This is a genomic window from Pantoea sp. Pa-EAmG (assembly GCF_030024295.1).
Lineage (GTDB): Bacteria > Pseudomonadota > Gammaproteobacteria > Enterobacterales > Enterobacteriaceae > Pantoea > Pantoea dispersa.
The window spans coordinates 1-15221 of sequence record NZ_JASEWO010000116.1; the positions used below are offsets into that span (position 1 = coordinate 1).

A 15221-nucleotide genomic window follows, 5' to 3' on the forward strand; every position below is an offset into this window, starting at 1 on the left:
AGAATCGTCACCTTGTGTAAACGATACCATTTATCCAGACTGGATCACGCTTTCAGCGCCACCGTTATGCTACGTTGAAGGCAGTGATTTTCTTCTGTTTGCCGATTACCAGGACTTGTTATGCAAAAATTTAACCCGGTCGATCATCCGCATCGCCGCTATAACCCGTTGATCGATCAATGGGTGCTGGTGTCACCGCATCGCGCCAAACGTCCTTGGCAGGGTGCGCAGGAGACGCCGGCGCTGGAGCAACTGCCCGCACACGATCCGGACTGCTTCCTGTGCGCCGGTAATACCCGTATCACCGGCGACAAAAATCCCGATTACAAAAGCACTTACGTGTTCACCAATGACTTCGCCGCGCTGATGACCGATACGCCGGATGCGCCGCAGAGCGATGATGTGCTGATGCGCTGTGAAGGCGCGCGCGGTACCAGCCGGGTGATCTGCTTCTCACCGGATCACAGCAAAACCCTGCCCGAACTGCCGCTGCACAACCTGCAGGATATCGTGCGCACCTGGCAGGAGCAGACCGCCGAACTCGGCCAGCACTATCCGTGGGTGCAGGTATTTGAGAACAAAGGCGCAGCCATGGGCTGCTCGAATCCGCATCCGCACGGTCAGGTGTGGGCCAACAGTTTTCTGCCGAATGAAGCGCAAAAAGAGGATGACAACCAGCGCCGCTACTTTGCTGATAAAGGTACGCCGCTGCTGGTGGATTACGTAGCGCGCGAACTGCAGGACGGCAGCCGTACCGTGGTCGAAACCGAACACTGGCTGGCGGTGGTGCCGTGGTGGGCGGCCTGGCCGTTTGAAACCCTGCTGCTGCCTAAAACGCACGTGAAACGTATTACCGATCTTAACGAGGCGCAGCGCACCGATCTGGCGCTGGCGCTCAAGCAGCTCACCAGCCGTTACGACAATCTGTTCCAGTGCTCGTTCCCCTATTCGATGGGCTGGCACGGCGCGCCGTTTAACGGCGAAGCCAACGATCACTGGCAGCTGCACGCGCACTTCTATCCCCCGCTGCTGCGCTCCGCGACGGTACGAAAATTTATGGTTGGCTACGAGATGCTGGCCGAGACCCAACGTGATTTAACGGCGGAACAGGCAGCAGAACGTCTGCGCTCTGTCAGCGCTATCCATTTCCGCGAGGAACAATAAATGTCTTTAAAATCGATCACTCAACAGGTTTTCGCTGACACCTTCGGCTACGCGCCGAGCCACAGCATTCAGGCACCGGGCCGGGTGAACCTGATCGGCGAGCATACCGATTACAACGACGGCTTCGTGCTGCCCTGCGCCATTGACTATCAGACCGTGATTGCCTGCGCCCGCCGCGACGATCGCCAGGTGCGCGTGGTGGCGGTGGATTACGACAATCAGCAGGATAGCTTCTCGCTGGATGCGCCGATTGAGCCGCTCAGCGAACCGATGTGGGCCAATTACGTGCGCGGCGTGGTGAAACATCTGCAGCAGCGCGACGCCAGCTTTGGCGGCGTGGATATGGTGATCAGCGGCAACGTGCCGCAGGGTGCCGGTCTCAGCTCGTCCGCCTCGCTGGAAGTGGCGGTGGGCACCGTGTTCCAGCAGCTCTATCAGCTGAAGCTCGACGGCGCAGCGATTGCCGTTAACGGGCAGGAAGCGGAAAACCAGTTTGTTGGCTGCAACTGCGGCATCATGGATCAGCTGATTTCAGCGCTCGGCCAGCAGGATCACGCCATGCTGCTGGACTGCCGCACGCTGGGTACGCGCGCCGTATCCATGCCGGAGGATGTCGCGGTGGTGATCATCAACTCGAACTTCCGTCGTAATCTGGTGGGCAGCGAATACAATACCCGCCGCGAGCAATGCGAAACCGGTGCGCGCTTCTTCAACAAAAAGGCGCTGCGCGACGTGACGCTGGAGGAGTTTGCGGCGGCAGAACAGCAGCTCGATCCGCTGGTGGCCAAACGCGTGCGTCACGTGATCACCGAAAATGCCCGGACGCTGGAAGCGGCGGACGCGCTGAGCAGCGGCGATCTGCAACGCATGGGTGAGCTGATGGCCGCCTCGCACGCCTCAATGCGCGACGATTTTGAGATCACCGTGCCGCCCATCGATCAGCTGGTGGAGATTGTTAAAGCGGAAATCGGCCCGCGCGGCGGCGTGCGTATGACCGGCGGCGGCTTCGGCGGCTGTATTGTCGCCCTGATGCCAACCGATCTGGTCGATCAGGTGAAAGCGGCGGTGGCGCAGCAGTACGAAGCGCAGACCGGCATCAAAGAGACCTTTTACGTGTGCAAAGCCTCAGCAGGAGCCGGCCAATGGTAAGCGACGTCAACTCTCATGCGCCGGACGGCCAGCCGTGGCGCATCACCGTGCTGCGCAACCGCAACGGCATGGTCGCCACCTTTATGGACTGGGGCGCCACCTGGCTGTCGGCGCGCGTGCCGATGCAGGACGGCAGCGTGCGCGAAGCGCTGCTCGGCTGCGCCACGCCGTCCGACTATCTGCATCAGGATGCTTATCTCGGTGCCACCATCGGGCGTTACGCGAACCGCATCGCCTTCGCTGAGCTGAAGCCGCTTAACCGGCTGCTGGCGGCCAATCAGGGTCCGCACCAGCTGCACGGCGGGCCGCAGGGTTTCGACAAGCGCCGCTGGCAGATTCTCAGCCAGAGTGACAGCGAAGTGCACTATCGTCTTGATTCGCCGGACGGCGACCAGGGCTACCCCGGCAATCTGATTGCCGATGTAATTTACCAGCTCGATGACGATAACTGCCTGTCGATTCGCTATGAAGCGCAGACCGATCAGGCCTGTCCGGTCAACCTGACCAACCATGCTTACTTCAACCTTGATGCGCATCATGGCGACGCGCGCCAGCATCGCTTACAACTGCAGGCCGATCGTTATCTGCCGGTGGACAGCGCAGGCATTCCCAATGCGCCGCTGAAAGCGGTAGACGGTACCAGCTTTGATTTCCGCCAGCCGAAACGCGTGGCGGATGAGTTCCTGGCCGATGACGATCAGCGCGCGGTGAAAGGTTACGATCACGCGTTTCTGCTCACCACCGCCGGTGACAGCAGCCAGCCTGCTGCGCAGCTGTGGTCAGCGGACGACAAACTTAGCGTGAGCGTGTTCACCGCCGCGCCGGCGCTGCAGTTCTACTCCGGCAACTATCTGGAGGGAACGCGCGCCCGTGAACAGGGCAGCTATACTGCTTTCCAGGGCATCGCTCTGGAGAGTGAGTTTTTACCGGATTCGCCCAACCATAGCGAGTGGCCGCAGCCTGATTGCTGGCTGCAGCCCGGCGACACATGGCACTCCGTGACGCGTTATCGCTTCACCCCGCACTAAGCGCCGGTTGAAAAACGCGCACTGCGGTGCCGACAGGCTTACGCCGTGCGCTGTTTTCCGCTATGGTATGGCGCTATCAGTGTGCCGCTGAAATCAGCGGCCGCAGCCGGTTTCTATCATCATCGAAACATTAAGCATTAAGGAGTAAAGCTATGGCCGTAACTAAGCTGGTTCTGGTGCGCCACGGCGAAAGCCAGTGGAATCAGGAAAACCGCTTCACCGGATGGTACGACGTGGATCTGTCCGACAAGGGTCGCACCGAAGCCAAAGCAGCCGGTCAGCTGCTGAAAAAAGAAGGTTTCGTGTTTGATTTTGCCTACACCTCAGTGCTGAAGCGTGCTATCCACACTCTGTGGAACGTGCTGGATGAGCTGGATCAGGCCTGGCTGCCGGTCGAGAAAACCTGGCGTCTGAACGAGCGTCACTACGGTGCGCTGCAGGGTCTGGACAAAGCGGAAACCGCCGCCAAATACGGCGACGATCAGGTGAAACAGTGGCGCCGCGGCTTCGCCGTTACGCCGCCAGAGCTGGATCGTAACGACGAGCGTTTCCCGGGCCACGACCCGCGCTACAAATCCCTGACCGACGCGCAACTGCCGACCACCGAAAGCCTGGCACTGACCATCGATCGCGTGATCCCATTCTGGAACGAAAGCATTCTGCCGCGCATCAAGAGCGGTGAGAAAGTGATCGTTGCCGCGCACGGTAACTCACTGCGCGCGCTGGTGAAATACCTCGATAACATGAGCGAAGATGAGATCCTCGAACTGAACATCCCAACCGGCGTACCGCTGGTGTATGAGTTCGACGAGAACTTCAAGCCAATCAAACATTACTATCTGGGTGATGCCGACGAGATCGCAGCGAAAGCCGCCGCCGTTGCTAACCAGGGTAAAGCGAAGTAAGTTCACGCTGAAACGCAAAAGGCCAGACGCGAGTCTGGCCTTTTTTATGCCGTGCGCTGCCGTTAGCCGCGACGGGTTTTGATCGCCTGCGCCAGCTGACGCAGCGCTTTTTCCGTATCGTCCCAGCCAATACAGGCGTCGGTGACGCTCTGGCCGTACACCAGCGGTTTGCCGCTGTCGAGGCTCTGGTTGCCTTCCACCAGGTGGCTCTCAATCATCACGCCTGTAATCGCCTGCTCGCCGCCGGCAATCTGCTGCGCCACGTCTGCGGCCACCACCATCTGACGCTGGAACTGCTTGCTGCTGTTGGCATGGCTGAAGTCGATCATCACCTGTGGACGCAGGCCCGCTTTTTCCAGCCCGGTTTTCACCGCCGCAACGTGTTCCGCACTGTAGTTCGGCTCTTTGCCGCCACGCAGAATGATGTGGCAATCTTCATTACCGCTGGTTTCGACAATCGCCGAATGACCATATTTGGTGACCGACAGGAAACAGTGCGGCGCGCTGGCAGCGCCGATGGCATCGATGGCTACTTTGATGGTGCCGTCAGTGCCGTTTTTGAAGCCGACCGGACAGGAGAGCCCGGAGGAGAGCTCGCGGTGCACCTGCGATTCGGTGGTGCGCGCACCAATGGCGCCCCAGCTCATCAAATCCGCCATGTATTGCGGTGTGATCATGTCGAGGAACTCACCGGCAGCCGGCAGTCCGGTGTCGTTGATATCCACCAGCAGCTTACGCGCCAGGCGCAGGCCGTCGTTAATCTGGAAGCTACCGTCCATGTAAGGATCGTTGATCAGCCCTTTCCAGCCCACCGTGGTACGCGGTTTTTCAAAGTACACGCGCATCACCACTTCCAGCTCACCCTTCAGCTCCTCGCGCAACGTCAGCAGGCGAGCGGCATACTCTTTGGCTGCCTGCGTATCGTGGATGGAGCATGGCCCAATCACTACCAGCAGGCGGTCATCTTCACCGTGCAGAATGCGGTGAATGGCCTGGCGGGCCTGGGCAACGGTTTGAGCAGCGTTATCGGTGGCGGGGAATTTTTCCAGCAGCGCAACAGGGGGCAGTAACTCTTTGATCTCTCTGATGCGTAAATCGTCGTTCTGGTAATCCATACTTATTCCATTCAAATTTCTGGCCCTGCGTACGCCGGGCGCAACCCGTCCAATGTATCCCTTCAGGCACCAGGTGTAAATTATGTCCTGTGTGCAAATGGCTCGCTCAGATTTGCATTTATTCGTTTCTGAACTAAGCTTTTTAAACGTAAGCACTGAGGAATGAGGTGCTTTCGCTATTTATATTCATGCCGAACACTCATGACGGAATTAAATTCCGTCGCGGCACGCTTTTTTCGTCAAACAGCACCAGCGGGTGTCACGCGGCAACTATCCATTTATTACAGGAGCATAATGATGAATAAGTTTGCATTGATTTTTCTGACGGCAGCGATGACTTTGGGCAGCGGCGCAGCACTGGCTGCGGATAACAACAACGGCCAGGCGAATGCGTCAGCAGAAGCCGGCGCAGCCGCGGGCGGCGCGAAAGAGAATCTGCCGCCAAATAATGTCGACAATAGCAACATTAATAATGGCAGCATGAACACCAACGGTGCCGCGACTTCTGGTACCACCTCTGGCAATATGTCGGCCAGCCAGGAACACAAAAATACCATGTGTAAAGATGGTCGCTGCCCGGATATGAACAAGAAAGTTGAAACTAAGGAAGGCGGTGGTCACGTTAAACATAAAACTGACGGCACCACGCAGTAAGCCACGCGGATCGTGATGCAGGGCGAGCTTAGGCTCGCCCTGTTGTTTTTCCCCTGCCCTATTTCCGCTATGCTAACGCTATGAAATTCACAGGAACTGTTTCATGGCCGCGCTGCTGCTTATCGATGATCACCCTTTAGTTGAAGTCGCGCTGGAAGCGGCCTGCCTCAACGCCCCTATTCCATTACAGCTTTACGCCGCCGGTGACGAAGCCCAGGCGCGCCAGCTGCTGCAACAGCATCATATTGACCTGATTGTGCTGGATATCGGCCTGCCGGATAGCGATGGTCTGGAGCTGTTGCGCCGTCTGCGCGCGCGCCATCCGCAGTGTCCGGTGCTGATTTACTCGGCCCAGCAGAGCCGCCACACGCTGCTCAGCGCCGCCTCGCTCGGGGCGGCCGGCTATGTGGTGAAGAGTCAAAGCATGGCGCAGTTGCTGAGCGCGATTCTGGCGGTGCTGGGCGGCCAGCAGGCGTTTCCGCCGCTGCCGGAGCGCATTGCGCTACCGCTCACCGAGAAAGAGCAGCAGATTGTCGCGCTGCTGGTGCGCGGGCTGTCGAATATTCAGATTGGCGAACAGCTGCACATCAGCAATAAAACCGTCAGCACCCACAAAAAAAATATCCTTGAGAAGACCGGTGTGCAGTCGGTAGTCGAGCTGGCAGAACTGTGGAAAGCGCAGCAGTGACACGCTGGCTGCTGCTGTTCGCGCTGTTTTTCAGTCTGCTGGCGCGCGCCGGATTGCAGCCCGCCAGCAGCGTGATGCTGCCCGCCATGATGCCCGCGCCGCACGCCGAGCCGTGGCCAGGACCGGTGCTGCGCGTGGCGGTGCCGGCGCAAAACAGCGCGCCCTGGGCGATGCGCATTGGCGATCGCATCTGGGGCATTGATGCCGATTATCTCAGCGCCCTCAGCCAGCTGAGCGGCAGCACATTCAGCCTGCACGGATACCCTGACTTTGCCGCCCAGCTGGCGGCGCTGCAGCGCGGCGACGTGGATATGGTGCTGAGCACCCGCCAGCGCGATCTGCCCGCCGACGTACTGACCAGCGAGAGCTGGTTCACCAGCCCGATGCGCATCTACCGCAATCGCGACAACCAGCGCGCAGTGATGTTCAACAGTGATAACGCTCAGCTGACCATCGCCGCCGACACGCTGGCGCAGCTGCCGCAAACCTTTGCACATCGCCACCGCTGGCAAACGCTGCCCGGCAATTTACAGGCGCTATATGCGCTGCTGAACCAGCAGAGTGACTATCTGGTGGCCGATGAAGCCAGCGCCGGTTTTCTGCTCAGCCAGCTGCAGCAGGGACAGATTTATCAAATCACCGCCGATCCCGGTGCCGGCGAGCTGTCGCTGCGCGCGCTGACGCGCGATCCGGCGCTGATTGCCTGGCTCAACCGCCAGCTGCGTTTGCTGCCAGCGGAGTTCAGCAATCGCGTGCAGCAGCGCTGGAGTCCGCCGCTGCTGCGCTATCAGGATACGCAGACCCTGATGCTGACGGGCGAAGAGAAACAGTGGCTGGCGCAGCAGGATGCCATCCCTTATGCCGCCGAGAGCGATAACGCACCATGGAGCTATCGCGATGCCAGCGGCAACGCGCGCGGCTTCGGTATTGACCTGCTTAACGCGCTGAGCCAGAGCACCGGCCTGCGTTTCACGCCGCGCTGGGTTAATAATCCGCAGCAGGCCGCCAGTCTGTTACAGCAGCAGCAGGTGATGCTCAACCTGTTACAGCCACTGTACGGGGACGATGCTAACCGCACCGCGCTGCCAGTGTGGCGCGCCATCTGGGGCATTTACACGCTGTCCGACAGGCAGCCGATGGGCTGGTCCGCGCTGCACGCTCAGCGCGTCGGCGTGCTGCGGGGCGATCTGGCGCAGCGTCTGCTTCCGGCTGAGATCGCGCCCCAGCTGTTCGACGATCGCGCCCAGCTGTGGCAGGCCCTCAACACTGGCCAGATTGATGCAGTGGTGGATAACGTGCTGTCGGCGCGCTGGCGCATGGCCAGCCATGAGGGCAACCGCGTGCATCTCGCGTTTGTGGCCAGCGATATCGCCTGGCCGCTGGCGCCGCAGGTGAGCGCACAGCAGCCACAGCTGAGCGCCCTGCTCGACCATGCGCTGCAGCAGATTCCGGCAGATACGCTGAACCAGATGCGCGTCAGCTGGTCGCAGCCGCCGCAGCCCGGCACCACCATGACGATGCGCAATGTGCCGCTGCTGATTTTGATTGCGGCCGCCGTGATCATCCTGTTGTTGCTGGTATTGCTGCTGCGCCGTTATCTGCAGCAGCGGCGTGAGCGGTTACAGCGCGAGCAGGCGGAGCGTGCCAACGCCGCTAAAAGCCAGTTTCTCGCCACCGCCAGCCACGAGCTGCGCACGCCGATGCAGGCGATTCTGGGTCTGCTGGAGCTGGAGCAGCAGCAGCATCCGAGCGCGCGGCTCGATTTAATGCACAGCAGCGCCCGGTCGCTGATGACGCTGCTGAACGACCTGCAGGATCATGCGCGCATCGAGAATCACAGCTTCCGCCTGACGCCGCGCCCGCTCGATCTCACGCTATGGCTACAGCAGCAACAGCAGTTTTATCACCCGCTGATGCGCGATGGCGGGCCACAGCTGCACGTGGCGGCGCTGACCCCGCTGCCGGCCAGCGTGATGCTCGACAGCGATCGCCTGCAGCAGGTGGTAAACAATCTGGTGGCCAATGCGCTGAAATTTACCCGCCACGGCGAAATCCGCCTGACGCTGGCGGTCACCGGGGATATCGCGCTGACGGTGAGCGACAGCGGCAGCGGCATTCCGCTCAGCGAGCAGGCGCAGCTGTTTGAACCGTGGTATCAGGCGCCGTCGGGCAAGCGCCATGCGGTGCAGGGCAGCGGCCTCGGGCTGTTTATCTGTCGCGAGATTGTACAGCGCATGGGCGGCACGCTGTCGCTGCACTCCGCACCGCAGCAGGGCACCACGGTGAGCGTGCGCCTGCCGCTGGAACCCTGTGCGGCGTCGGCGGCGGATGACGCCACGCACTGGCCGCACTATCCGCAGCTGCGCGTGGCGATTGTCGACGATCACCCGACCAATCTGCTGGTGATGCAGCAGCAGCTGGCGAGCTTTGGCATTGCTGCGGCGGTATTTGAGGATGGCCGCGAACTGCTGCGGGCCGATGCGCAGCAGCCGTTTGATGTGCTGTTTATCGACCAGATGATGCCACGCCCGGATGGCCTGACGCTGCTGCGCATCCTGCGCCGTCGTCAGCGCCAGCGCGTGCAGCCTGCGCTGCGCATACTGTGCTCCGCCGACGTACAGCTGCTGAAATTGCCGCTGCAGGCGCACGAAGCGCAGCTGGTCAAGCCGGTGACTCTGCGGGATATTGCCCCGCTGCTGGCGCAGGCGGTGCGCGATCCGTTGCAGGTGCTGCCGGACAGCCTGCAGATTCTGGCGCAGCACAATCCGGCTTTCATCCCGCGTATTTGCCACACCCTGCAGCGTACGCTGCAGCAGGATCGTGATGCGCTGCTGCAGGCGAGCGCGGCCGCAGACTGGCCCCAGCTGGCGCGCGCGGCGCACCGCCTGAAAGGCAGCTGGCTGATGCTCGGCATTGACGACGTGGCCGCTCGCTGTCAGCAGCTGGCCGACGCGGCAAAACAGCATCAGCCTGACCCTGATAATCTCAATTTACTGATATCATTAACGAACAGGCTACTTAACCAACTGGAACGTTATGGCACACACTCATTCTCACAGTGAGCACGGCGGCAACCGCACGCGTCTCGCCGCCGCGTTTGGCGTCACCGCGCTGTTTATGGTTGCCGAGGTCATCGGCGGGCTGGTGTCCGGCTCGCTGGCGCTGCTGGCCGATGCCGGACATATGCTGACCGACGCTGCCGCGCTGCTGATGGCGCTGCTGGCCGTGCAGTTCGCCCGGCGCAAACCGAATGCGCGTCACACCTTTGGCTTGCTGCGTCTTACCACGCTGGCAGCGTTTGTGAACGCCATCGCGCTGCTGGTGATTACCGTCCTGATCGTCTGGGAAGCACTGCGCCGTTTTTACCAGCCCGAGCCGATTGAAGGCGGCCTGATGCTCGGCATCGCCATTGCCGGCCTGCTGGCGAATCTGCTGTCGTTCTGGCTGCTGCACCGCGGCAGCGAAGAGAAGAATCTCAACGTGCGTGCCGCCGCGCTGCACGTGCTGGGCGATCTGCTGGGTTCGGTGGGCGCGATCGTGGCGGCAGTGATCATCATGCTGACCGGCTGGACGCCGATCGATCCGATTCTGTCGCTGCTGGTGGCGTTGCTGGTGGTGCGCAGCGGCTGGGCGCTGCTGCGCGAGAGCCTGCACGAGCTGCTGGAAGGCGCACCGACGCATATCGACGTGGATAAGCTGGCGCGGGCGCTGACGCGTCACATTGATGAAGTGCGCAATGTGCATCATGTGCATGTGTGGCAGGTGGGCGAAAAGCCGGTGCTGACGCTGCACGTACAGGTGATTCCGCCGTACGATCACGACGGCCTGCTGCGACGCATTCATCAGTATCTGCACCAGCATTATCAGATTGCCCATGCCACGGTGCAGATGGAGTATCAGCCCTGCGTCGGCCCGGACTGCGAGTTATGCGAGGAGAGCGGCTCGCAGCACGAGCACGCAGCGCTGGAAGGCCACGCGCATCATCACCACTAATGGGACAGCGCGCGCGAACCCTGTTCCCGTGCGCTCTGCATCCACAGGCGCGTGCCGTTCAGCGCGATCAGCGTCAGAATGGCGTACTCCAGCGCCATGGCATACACGCCCTGACGCGCAAAGATCATCACGCTGATAACGTTGATCACCACCCACAGCAGCCAGTTCTCGACGTATTTGCGCGTCATCAGGATCATCGCCACAATCGACAGCACCATCATGCAGGAATCCCAGAACGGGAAGGCATCCGGCTGCAGTTGCGGCATCACCACGTTAAGGCCGAGCGACTGCATCAGACCCACCGCGGTGCGCGTGAGGAAAGCGAATACCGGGTCGATATAGCGCGTCATCAGCGCAATGGCGATCACGCAGGCGGCGCCCCAGCCGATGGCTTTCGGCAGCGGCAGCCAGCGGATTTTCAGCGCCGCTTCATGGCTGCTGGTCTGCCGGCTCCACGCGTACCAGCCGTACACGTTGGCAACAAAGAAGAACAGCTGCAGCAGCAGGCTGGCATACAGCTGAATCTGAAAGAAAATCACCGCAAACAGCGTGACGTTAATCAGACCAAACAGGTAGTTGATAATTTTTTCCTGGCTGGCGAGCCAGATACACAGCAGGCCGGCCAGCGTACCGATCGCCTCAATCCATGACAGATCGTAGCCGCCGACGCCAATCGGAATGTGAACCAGAATATTGTGTGTGCTAAAGAAGTCCATCATCTGCACCTGTATGAAAACCGCCTCAGGCGTTCCCTTTCAGCGTAAGTTTGAGTTGTGCTGCAAAGTCTAGCATGCGGTTGAGCGGCAGTAACGCCGCCTGACGCAGCGCCGCATCGACGTGAATTTCATGCTGCGCGCCGCCGTGTGCCAGCCCTTCAGCGATAGCCTGCAGGCCATTCATCGCCATCCACGGGCAGTGCGCGCAGCTGCGGCAGGTCGCCCCTTCACCTGCGGTAGGCGCTTCCAGTAACTCTTTGTCCGGTACCGCCTGCTGCATTTTGTAAAAGATGCCGCGGTCGGTCGCCACAATCATCTGCGGATGCGGCAGCGTTTTGGCGGCCTGAATCAACTGGCTGGTGGAACCGACCGCATCGGCCAGGTCGACAATCGCCTGTGGTGACTCCGGGTGCACCAGCACCGCCGCGTCAGGATAGAGCGCTTTCATGCGCTGCAACGCCTGGGTTTTGAACTCATCATGCACGATGCAGGCCCCCTGCCAGCACAGCACATCAGCGCCGGTTTGCTGCGTAACGTAGCGGCCCAGATGGCGGTCCGGTGCCCAGATGATTTTTTCACCGCGACTGTCGAGATATTCAATCAGCTCAACCGCAATGCTGGACGTCACCACCCAATCGGCACGTGCTTTTACCGCTGCCGACGTGTTGGCATACACCACCACGGTCCGATCCGGATGCGCATCGCAGAAGCGGTTAAATTCGTCAATCGGGCAACCGAGGTCAAGCGAGCACTCCGCCTGCAGCGTGGGCATCAGCACGGTTTTTTCCGGGCTAAGGATTTTGGCGGTTTCGCCCATGAAACGCACGCCGGCCACCAGCAGCGTTTGCGCCGGATGCTGGCTGCCAAAGCGCGCCATCTCAAGGGAATCCGCCACGCAGCCGCCGGTCTCTTCGGCCAGCGCCTGGATTTCCGGATCGGTGTAGTAATGCGCCACCATCACCGCATCGCGTGCTTTGAGCAGGCGTTTAATTTCTTCGATGTAACCGGCTTTTTCCTGCGGGCTGAGGCGCGCCGGTTTCGGCGGGAAGGGATAAATGGCGCTTTCAGCATCAAACATTGCACTCATGACACGGCTCTCGTTTTATCGATTTAACAAAATCGCCCATCAGGACGATGATGCGGCATTAAATCCGCCATCGTGTTTTATATGCTAAACACAATAGCGGATTACACCGAGCCTGTCGTGTGATTTTTATGCGGGAAGTACCAGCTGCGCGCCGGCCTGCGCCTGTTGTGGGCTCTCCAGCTCAAGCAGAAACGCTTTTACCGCCAGGCCGCCAGCGAAGCCGGTGAGCTTACCGTTGCTGCCGATAACCCGATGACAGGGCGCCATGATCGACAACGGATTTTTACCGTTGGCAGCCCCGACGGCACGTACCGCTTTCGGATTGCCAATCTGCTCCGCGATTTGCAGATAGCTGCGGGTTTCACCAAACGGAATGGTGAGCAGCGCCTGCCAGACCTTTTTCTGAAACGCAGTGCCAACGGTGTCGTAAGGCATGTCAAACTGCTGACGCTCGCCGGCAAAGTACTGGCGCAGCTGGCGCTCGGCCTCACAGAGAATCGGATGCTGGTCGTTACGCGCGATCGGTTTCAGCGGCACGCGCTGCGCGCCTTCGTTTTCCCATAAAATGGCTGACAGACCGCGATCCGTGGCAATGAGCGTCAGTTCTCCGACGGGCGTGGTAATGATTTTAGCGTGATACATGTTGCACCTCCGGCGTGGGCTATGCGGATGATTATCGCACTTTTGCGCGGCGAAACTGGCTGTTTTCGGCCATGAGCATAAACTGGTTAGCTGTCCGAAAGCAGCCAGTTTTCCATCCGCACCTGCGCGACGATGGTGTTTATTTGCCGGAGACGATGATGTTTGATCCTGAAATTGCCTATCAGGCGCTGACGGCGCGCGACAGCCGTTTCGACGGGGTGTTTTTTGTCGGCGTGACCTCCACCGGTATTTACTGCCGTCCGATCTGTCCGGTGAAAGCGCCGATGCAGAAGAACTGCCTGTTTTTCACCAGTGCCGAAGCGGCTGAAAAGGCGCACTTTCGCCCCTGCCTGCGCTGTCGTCCCGAGCTGGCACCTGGTTCGGCGCCGGTCGATAGCCATCATCGCATCGCCGACCGGCTGATACGCCGTATCGAAGAAGGCTTACTGGAAGAACAGGAGACACTGGCTGAGATCGCCAGCGAGTTTGACCTGAGTGAACGCCAGCTAAGACGGGTGATTCAGCAGGAGCTGGGCGTGTCGCCGCTTGAACTGCGGCAAACCCGGCGCATGCTGCTGGCGAAGCAGCTACTGACTGAAACCGCATTGCCGGTGACCGAAATTGCCTATGCCAGCGGTTTTCGCAGCCTGCGCCGTTTTAACGACGTGTTTCAGGCGCGCTATCGCATGACGCCTTCGCGTCTGCGTAAGCAGATTCAGACGGAAGCCCTGAATGGTGAGCAGGAGAGCGCCGAACTGCGCCTCAGCTACCGGCCTCCTTATGACTGGGACGCCATCCTCGATTTCCTGCAACAGCGCGTGATGAAGCAAGTCGAGTGGGTCAGCGAGGGCGTTTATCATCGTACTGTGGCGCTCGGTCAGTGTCGTGGCTGGGTGCGCATTAGCCATTTGCCGGAAAAGCAGGCGCTGAAGGTGCAATTTACCACCACGCTGACGCCGGTGCTGCCTGCCCTGCTGCGCCGCTTGCGCGATCTGTTTGATCTGGATGCCCAGCCACAGCGCATCAGCGAGCAGCTCAGCCAGGATCCGCTATTAGCTGCGAGTCTGGCACACTATCCGGGTTTGCGCGTTCCTGGTGCGTTTGACGGCTTCGAGCTGGCGGTCCGCGCCATCCTCGGCCAGCAGGTGACGGTGAAAGCCGCGACGACGCTGAGCAGTCGCGTGGCGGAGCGTTTTGGCGCGCCCCTCACCACACCGTGGCCTGCGCTCTCCCGCTTACCGCCAGAGGCCGAATCACTGGCTACTGCCCCCCTGGATGATATCGCCAGCCTCGGCATTGTGAGCGCCCGCGCGCAGGCGATCCAGGCACTGGCCGAGTCCTGCGCCTCTGGAGCGCTGCGCTTCAATGGCGCGGTTAATCCGGACGTGGTGCAGCAGCAGTTGCTGGCGCTGAAGGGTGTCGGGCCGTGGACAGCGAGTTATATCGCCATGCGCGCCCTGCGCTGGCCGGATGCCTTCCCGAAAGAGGACATTGCGATCCGCAATAATCTCGGTGGAGTGAGCGCAAAGGTCGCAGAGCAGATGTCGCAGGTGTGGCGCCCATGGCGCAGTTACGCGGTGCTGCATATCTGGAAGAGTCTGACGCCGGAAAAGCGCTAGTGAGATTTGGCATGATGGGGTTGCCAGAATAACTGTAATAGTGCTTTTCAGCCAAAAGGTACGGAGCGGTTGCGTAAAGTCGCCGTAAATACATCCCTGTAGGCTCTGCCGGCGCATCCATGCGCCGGAAGCTTTACTCCACCGCTCCGTACCCTTCGGCTTCATGTTAACTCTCTGCGCCTTGCTGAAAGCGCTGCAAAACTAAAGCAGCTGAAATGCCTGACAGCCAGAAAAGGCGGGTGCGGAGGAGCGAAGCGTCCGAGCCATGGATGGCGAGGCCGATCCACAGGGATGTGAGGTTCCTTTGCAATCCGCCCCGCCTTATCTGGCCTGAGTACGATCTCAAAGCAACATACCGAACTTCGTAAAAAAGCAAAAAGGCGCCTTTAGGGCGCCTTTCTACATAACTGGTGGGTCGTGCAGGATTCGAACCTGCGACCAATTGATTAAAAGTCAACTGC

14 protein-coding genes are annotated in these 15221 nt (G+C 60.2%); 9 read left to right on the forward strand and 5 right to left on the reverse strand.

Translation table 11 applies throughout. The features are described 5' to 3' along the window. Positions 1-120: 120 nt before the first annotated feature. The 4 genes from galT (at position 121) to gpmA (ending at position 4246) form a co-directional block, all read left to right on the forward strand. Positions 121-1164, forward strand: coding sequence for a galactose-1-phosphate uridylyltransferase (gene galT, locus QMM04_RS15235; protein WP_058769460.1), 1044 nt, complete (start codon positions 121-123; stop codon positions 1162-1164). Then, the gene (gene galK / locus QMM04_RS15240) at positions 1165-2313 is read left to right on the forward strand and encodes a galactokinase (RefSeq protein ID WP_058781271.1); all 1149 of its coding nucleotides are present in this window, start codon (positions 1165-1167) and stop codon (positions 2311-2313) included. Then, positions 2307-3341, forward strand: a complete 1035-nt coding sequence (galM, locus tag QMM04_RS15245) for a galactose-1-epimerase (protein WP_058757860.1) — start codon at positions 2307-2309, stop codon at positions 3339-3341. The genes galK and galM overlap by 7 nt, the downstream gene beginning before the upstream one ends. A 152-nt stretch (positions 3342-3493) precedes the next feature. Continuing rightward, positions 3494-4246: a 2,3-diphosphoglycerate-dependent phosphoglycerate mutase gene (gene gpmA, locus QMM04_RS15250; protein WP_010616013.1), complete on the forward strand. Its 753-nt coding sequence runs from the start codon at positions 3494-3496 to the stop codon at positions 4244-4246. A gap of 62 nt (positions 4247-4308) precedes the next feature. On the opposite strand, the gene aroG is transcribed toward gpmA, so the two are convergent. Beyond that, positions 4309-5361, reverse strand: coding sequence for a 3-deoxy-7-phosphoheptulonate synthase AroG (gene aroG / locus QMM04_RS15255; RefSeq protein WP_021508517.1), 1053 nt, complete (start codon positions 5359-5361; stop codon positions 4309-4311). Positions 5362-5658: 297 nt separating this feature from the next. Here aroG and QMM04_RS15260 point away from each other — a divergent pair, with 297 nt between their 5' ends. The 4 genes from QMM04_RS15260 (at position 5659) to zitB (ending at position 10696) form a co-directional block, all read left to right on the forward strand. Further along, positions 5659-6015 carry a YbgS-like family protein gene (locus tag QMM04_RS15260; RefSeq protein WP_081049427.1) on the forward strand — a complete coding sequence of 119 codons (357 nt, stop codon included), beginning with the start codon at positions 5659-5661 and terminating at the stop codon, positions 6013-6015. A 103-nt stretch (positions 6016-6118) separates the two neighbouring features. Continuing rightward, positions 6119-6703, forward strand: a complete 585-nt coding sequence (locus tag QMM04_RS15265) for a response regulator transcription factor (RefSeq protein WP_021508519.1) — start codon at positions 6119-6121, stop codon at positions 6701-6703. Beyond that, positions 6685-9765, forward strand: a complete 3081-nt coding sequence (locus QMM04_RS15270; protein WP_282996458.1) for an ATP-binding protein — start codon at positions 6685-6687, stop codon at positions 9763-9765. Before QMM04_RS15265 ends, QMM04_RS15270 begins: the two co-directional genes overlap by 19 nt. Continuing rightward, positions 9740-10696 carry a CDF family zinc transporter ZitB gene (gene zitB / locus QMM04_RS15275; protein ID WP_166709783.1) on the forward strand — a complete coding sequence of 319 codons (957 nt, stop codon included), beginning with the start codon at positions 9740-9742 and terminating at the stop codon, positions 10694-10696. The genes QMM04_RS15270 and zitB overlap by 26 nt, the downstream gene beginning before the upstream one ends. Here zitB and pnuC read toward each other — a convergent pair. The 3 genes from pnuC to QMM04_RS15290 form a co-directional block, all read right to left on the reverse strand. Beyond that, on the reverse strand, positions 10693-11412 hold the full coding sequence (gene pnuC, locus QMM04_RS15280; RefSeq protein WP_021508522.1) for a nicotinamide riboside transporter PnuC: 720 nt from the start codon (positions 11410-11412) through the stop codon (positions 10693-10695). The genes zitB and pnuC overlap by 4 nt on opposite strands. Positions 11413-11437: 25 nt before the next feature. Next, on the reverse strand, positions 11438-12499 hold the full coding sequence (nadA, locus tag QMM04_RS15285; protein WP_282954269.1) for a quinolinate synthase NadA: 1062 nt from the start codon (positions 12497-12499) through the stop codon (positions 11438-11440). 126 nt (positions 12500-12625) lie between these two features. Then, positions 12626-13141: a methylated-DNA--[protein]-cysteine S-methyltransferase gene (locus tag QMM04_RS15290; RefSeq protein WP_021508524.1), complete on the reverse strand. Its 516-nt coding sequence runs from the start codon at positions 13139-13141 to the stop codon at positions 12626-12628. 158 nt (positions 13142-13299) lie between these two features. Between QMM04_RS15290 and QMM04_RS15295 the strand changes: the two genes are divergently transcribed. Beyond that, positions 13300-14760: an AlkA N-terminal domain-containing protein gene (locus QMM04_RS15295; RefSeq protein ID WP_282996460.1), complete on the forward strand. Its 1461-nt coding sequence runs from the start codon at positions 13300-13302 to the stop codon at positions 14758-14760. A 166-nt stretch (positions 14761-14926) separates the two neighbouring features. Here QMM04_RS15295 and QMM04_RS15300 read toward each other — a convergent pair. Continuing rightward, positions 14927-15221, reverse strand: a 295-nt coding sequence (locus tag QMM04_RS15300; protein ID WP_282996459.1) for a hypothetical protein, incomplete at its 5' end; no start/stop codon positions are given.

Bases quoted from the DNA above. Each gene is read 5' to 3' on its own strand.
- galT (WP_058769460.1), top strand. From the start codon at position 121: ATGCAAAAATTTAACCCGGTCGATCATCCGCATCGCCGCTATAACCCG.
- galK (WP_058781271.1), top strand. From the start codon at position 1,165: ATGTCTTTAAAATCGATCACTCAACAGGTTTTCGCTGACACCTTCGGC.
- galM (WP_058757860.1), top strand. From the start codon at position 2,307: ATGGTAAGCGACGTCAACTCTCATGCGCCGGACGGCCAGCCGTGGCGC.
- gpmA (WP_010616013.1), top strand. From the start codon at position 3,494: ATGGCCGTAACTAAGCTGGTTCTGGTGCGCCACGGCGAAAGCCAGTGG.
- aroG (WP_021508517.1), bottom strand. From the start codon at position 5,361: ATGGATTACCAGAACGACGATTTACGCATCAGAGAGATCAAAGAGTTA.
- QMM04_RS15260 (WP_081049427.1), top strand. From the start codon at position 5,659: ATGAATAAGTTTGCATTGATTTTTCTGACGGCAGCGATGACTTTGGGC.
- QMM04_RS15265 (WP_021508519.1), top strand. From the start codon at position 6,119: ATGGCCGCGCTGCTGCTTATCGATGATCACCCTTTAGTTGAAGTCGCG.
- zitB (WP_166709783.1), top strand. From the start codon at position 9,740: ATGGCACACACTCATTCTCACAGTGAGCACGGCGGCAACCGCACGCGT.
- pnuC (WP_021508522.1), bottom strand. From the start codon at position 11,412: ATGGACTTCTTTAGCACACACAATATTCTGGTTCACATTCCGATTGGC.
- nadA (WP_282954269.1), bottom strand. From the start codon at position 12,499: ATGAGTGCAATGTTTGATGCTGAAAGCGCCATTTATCCCTTCCCGCCG.
- QMM04_RS15290 (WP_021508524.1), bottom strand. From the start codon at position 13,141: ATGTATCACGCTAAAATCATTACCACGCCCGTCGGAGAACTGACGCTC.
- QMM04_RS15295 (WP_282996460.1), top strand. From the start codon at position 13,300: ATGTTTGATCCTGAAATTGCCTATCAGGCGCTGACGGCGCGCGACAGC.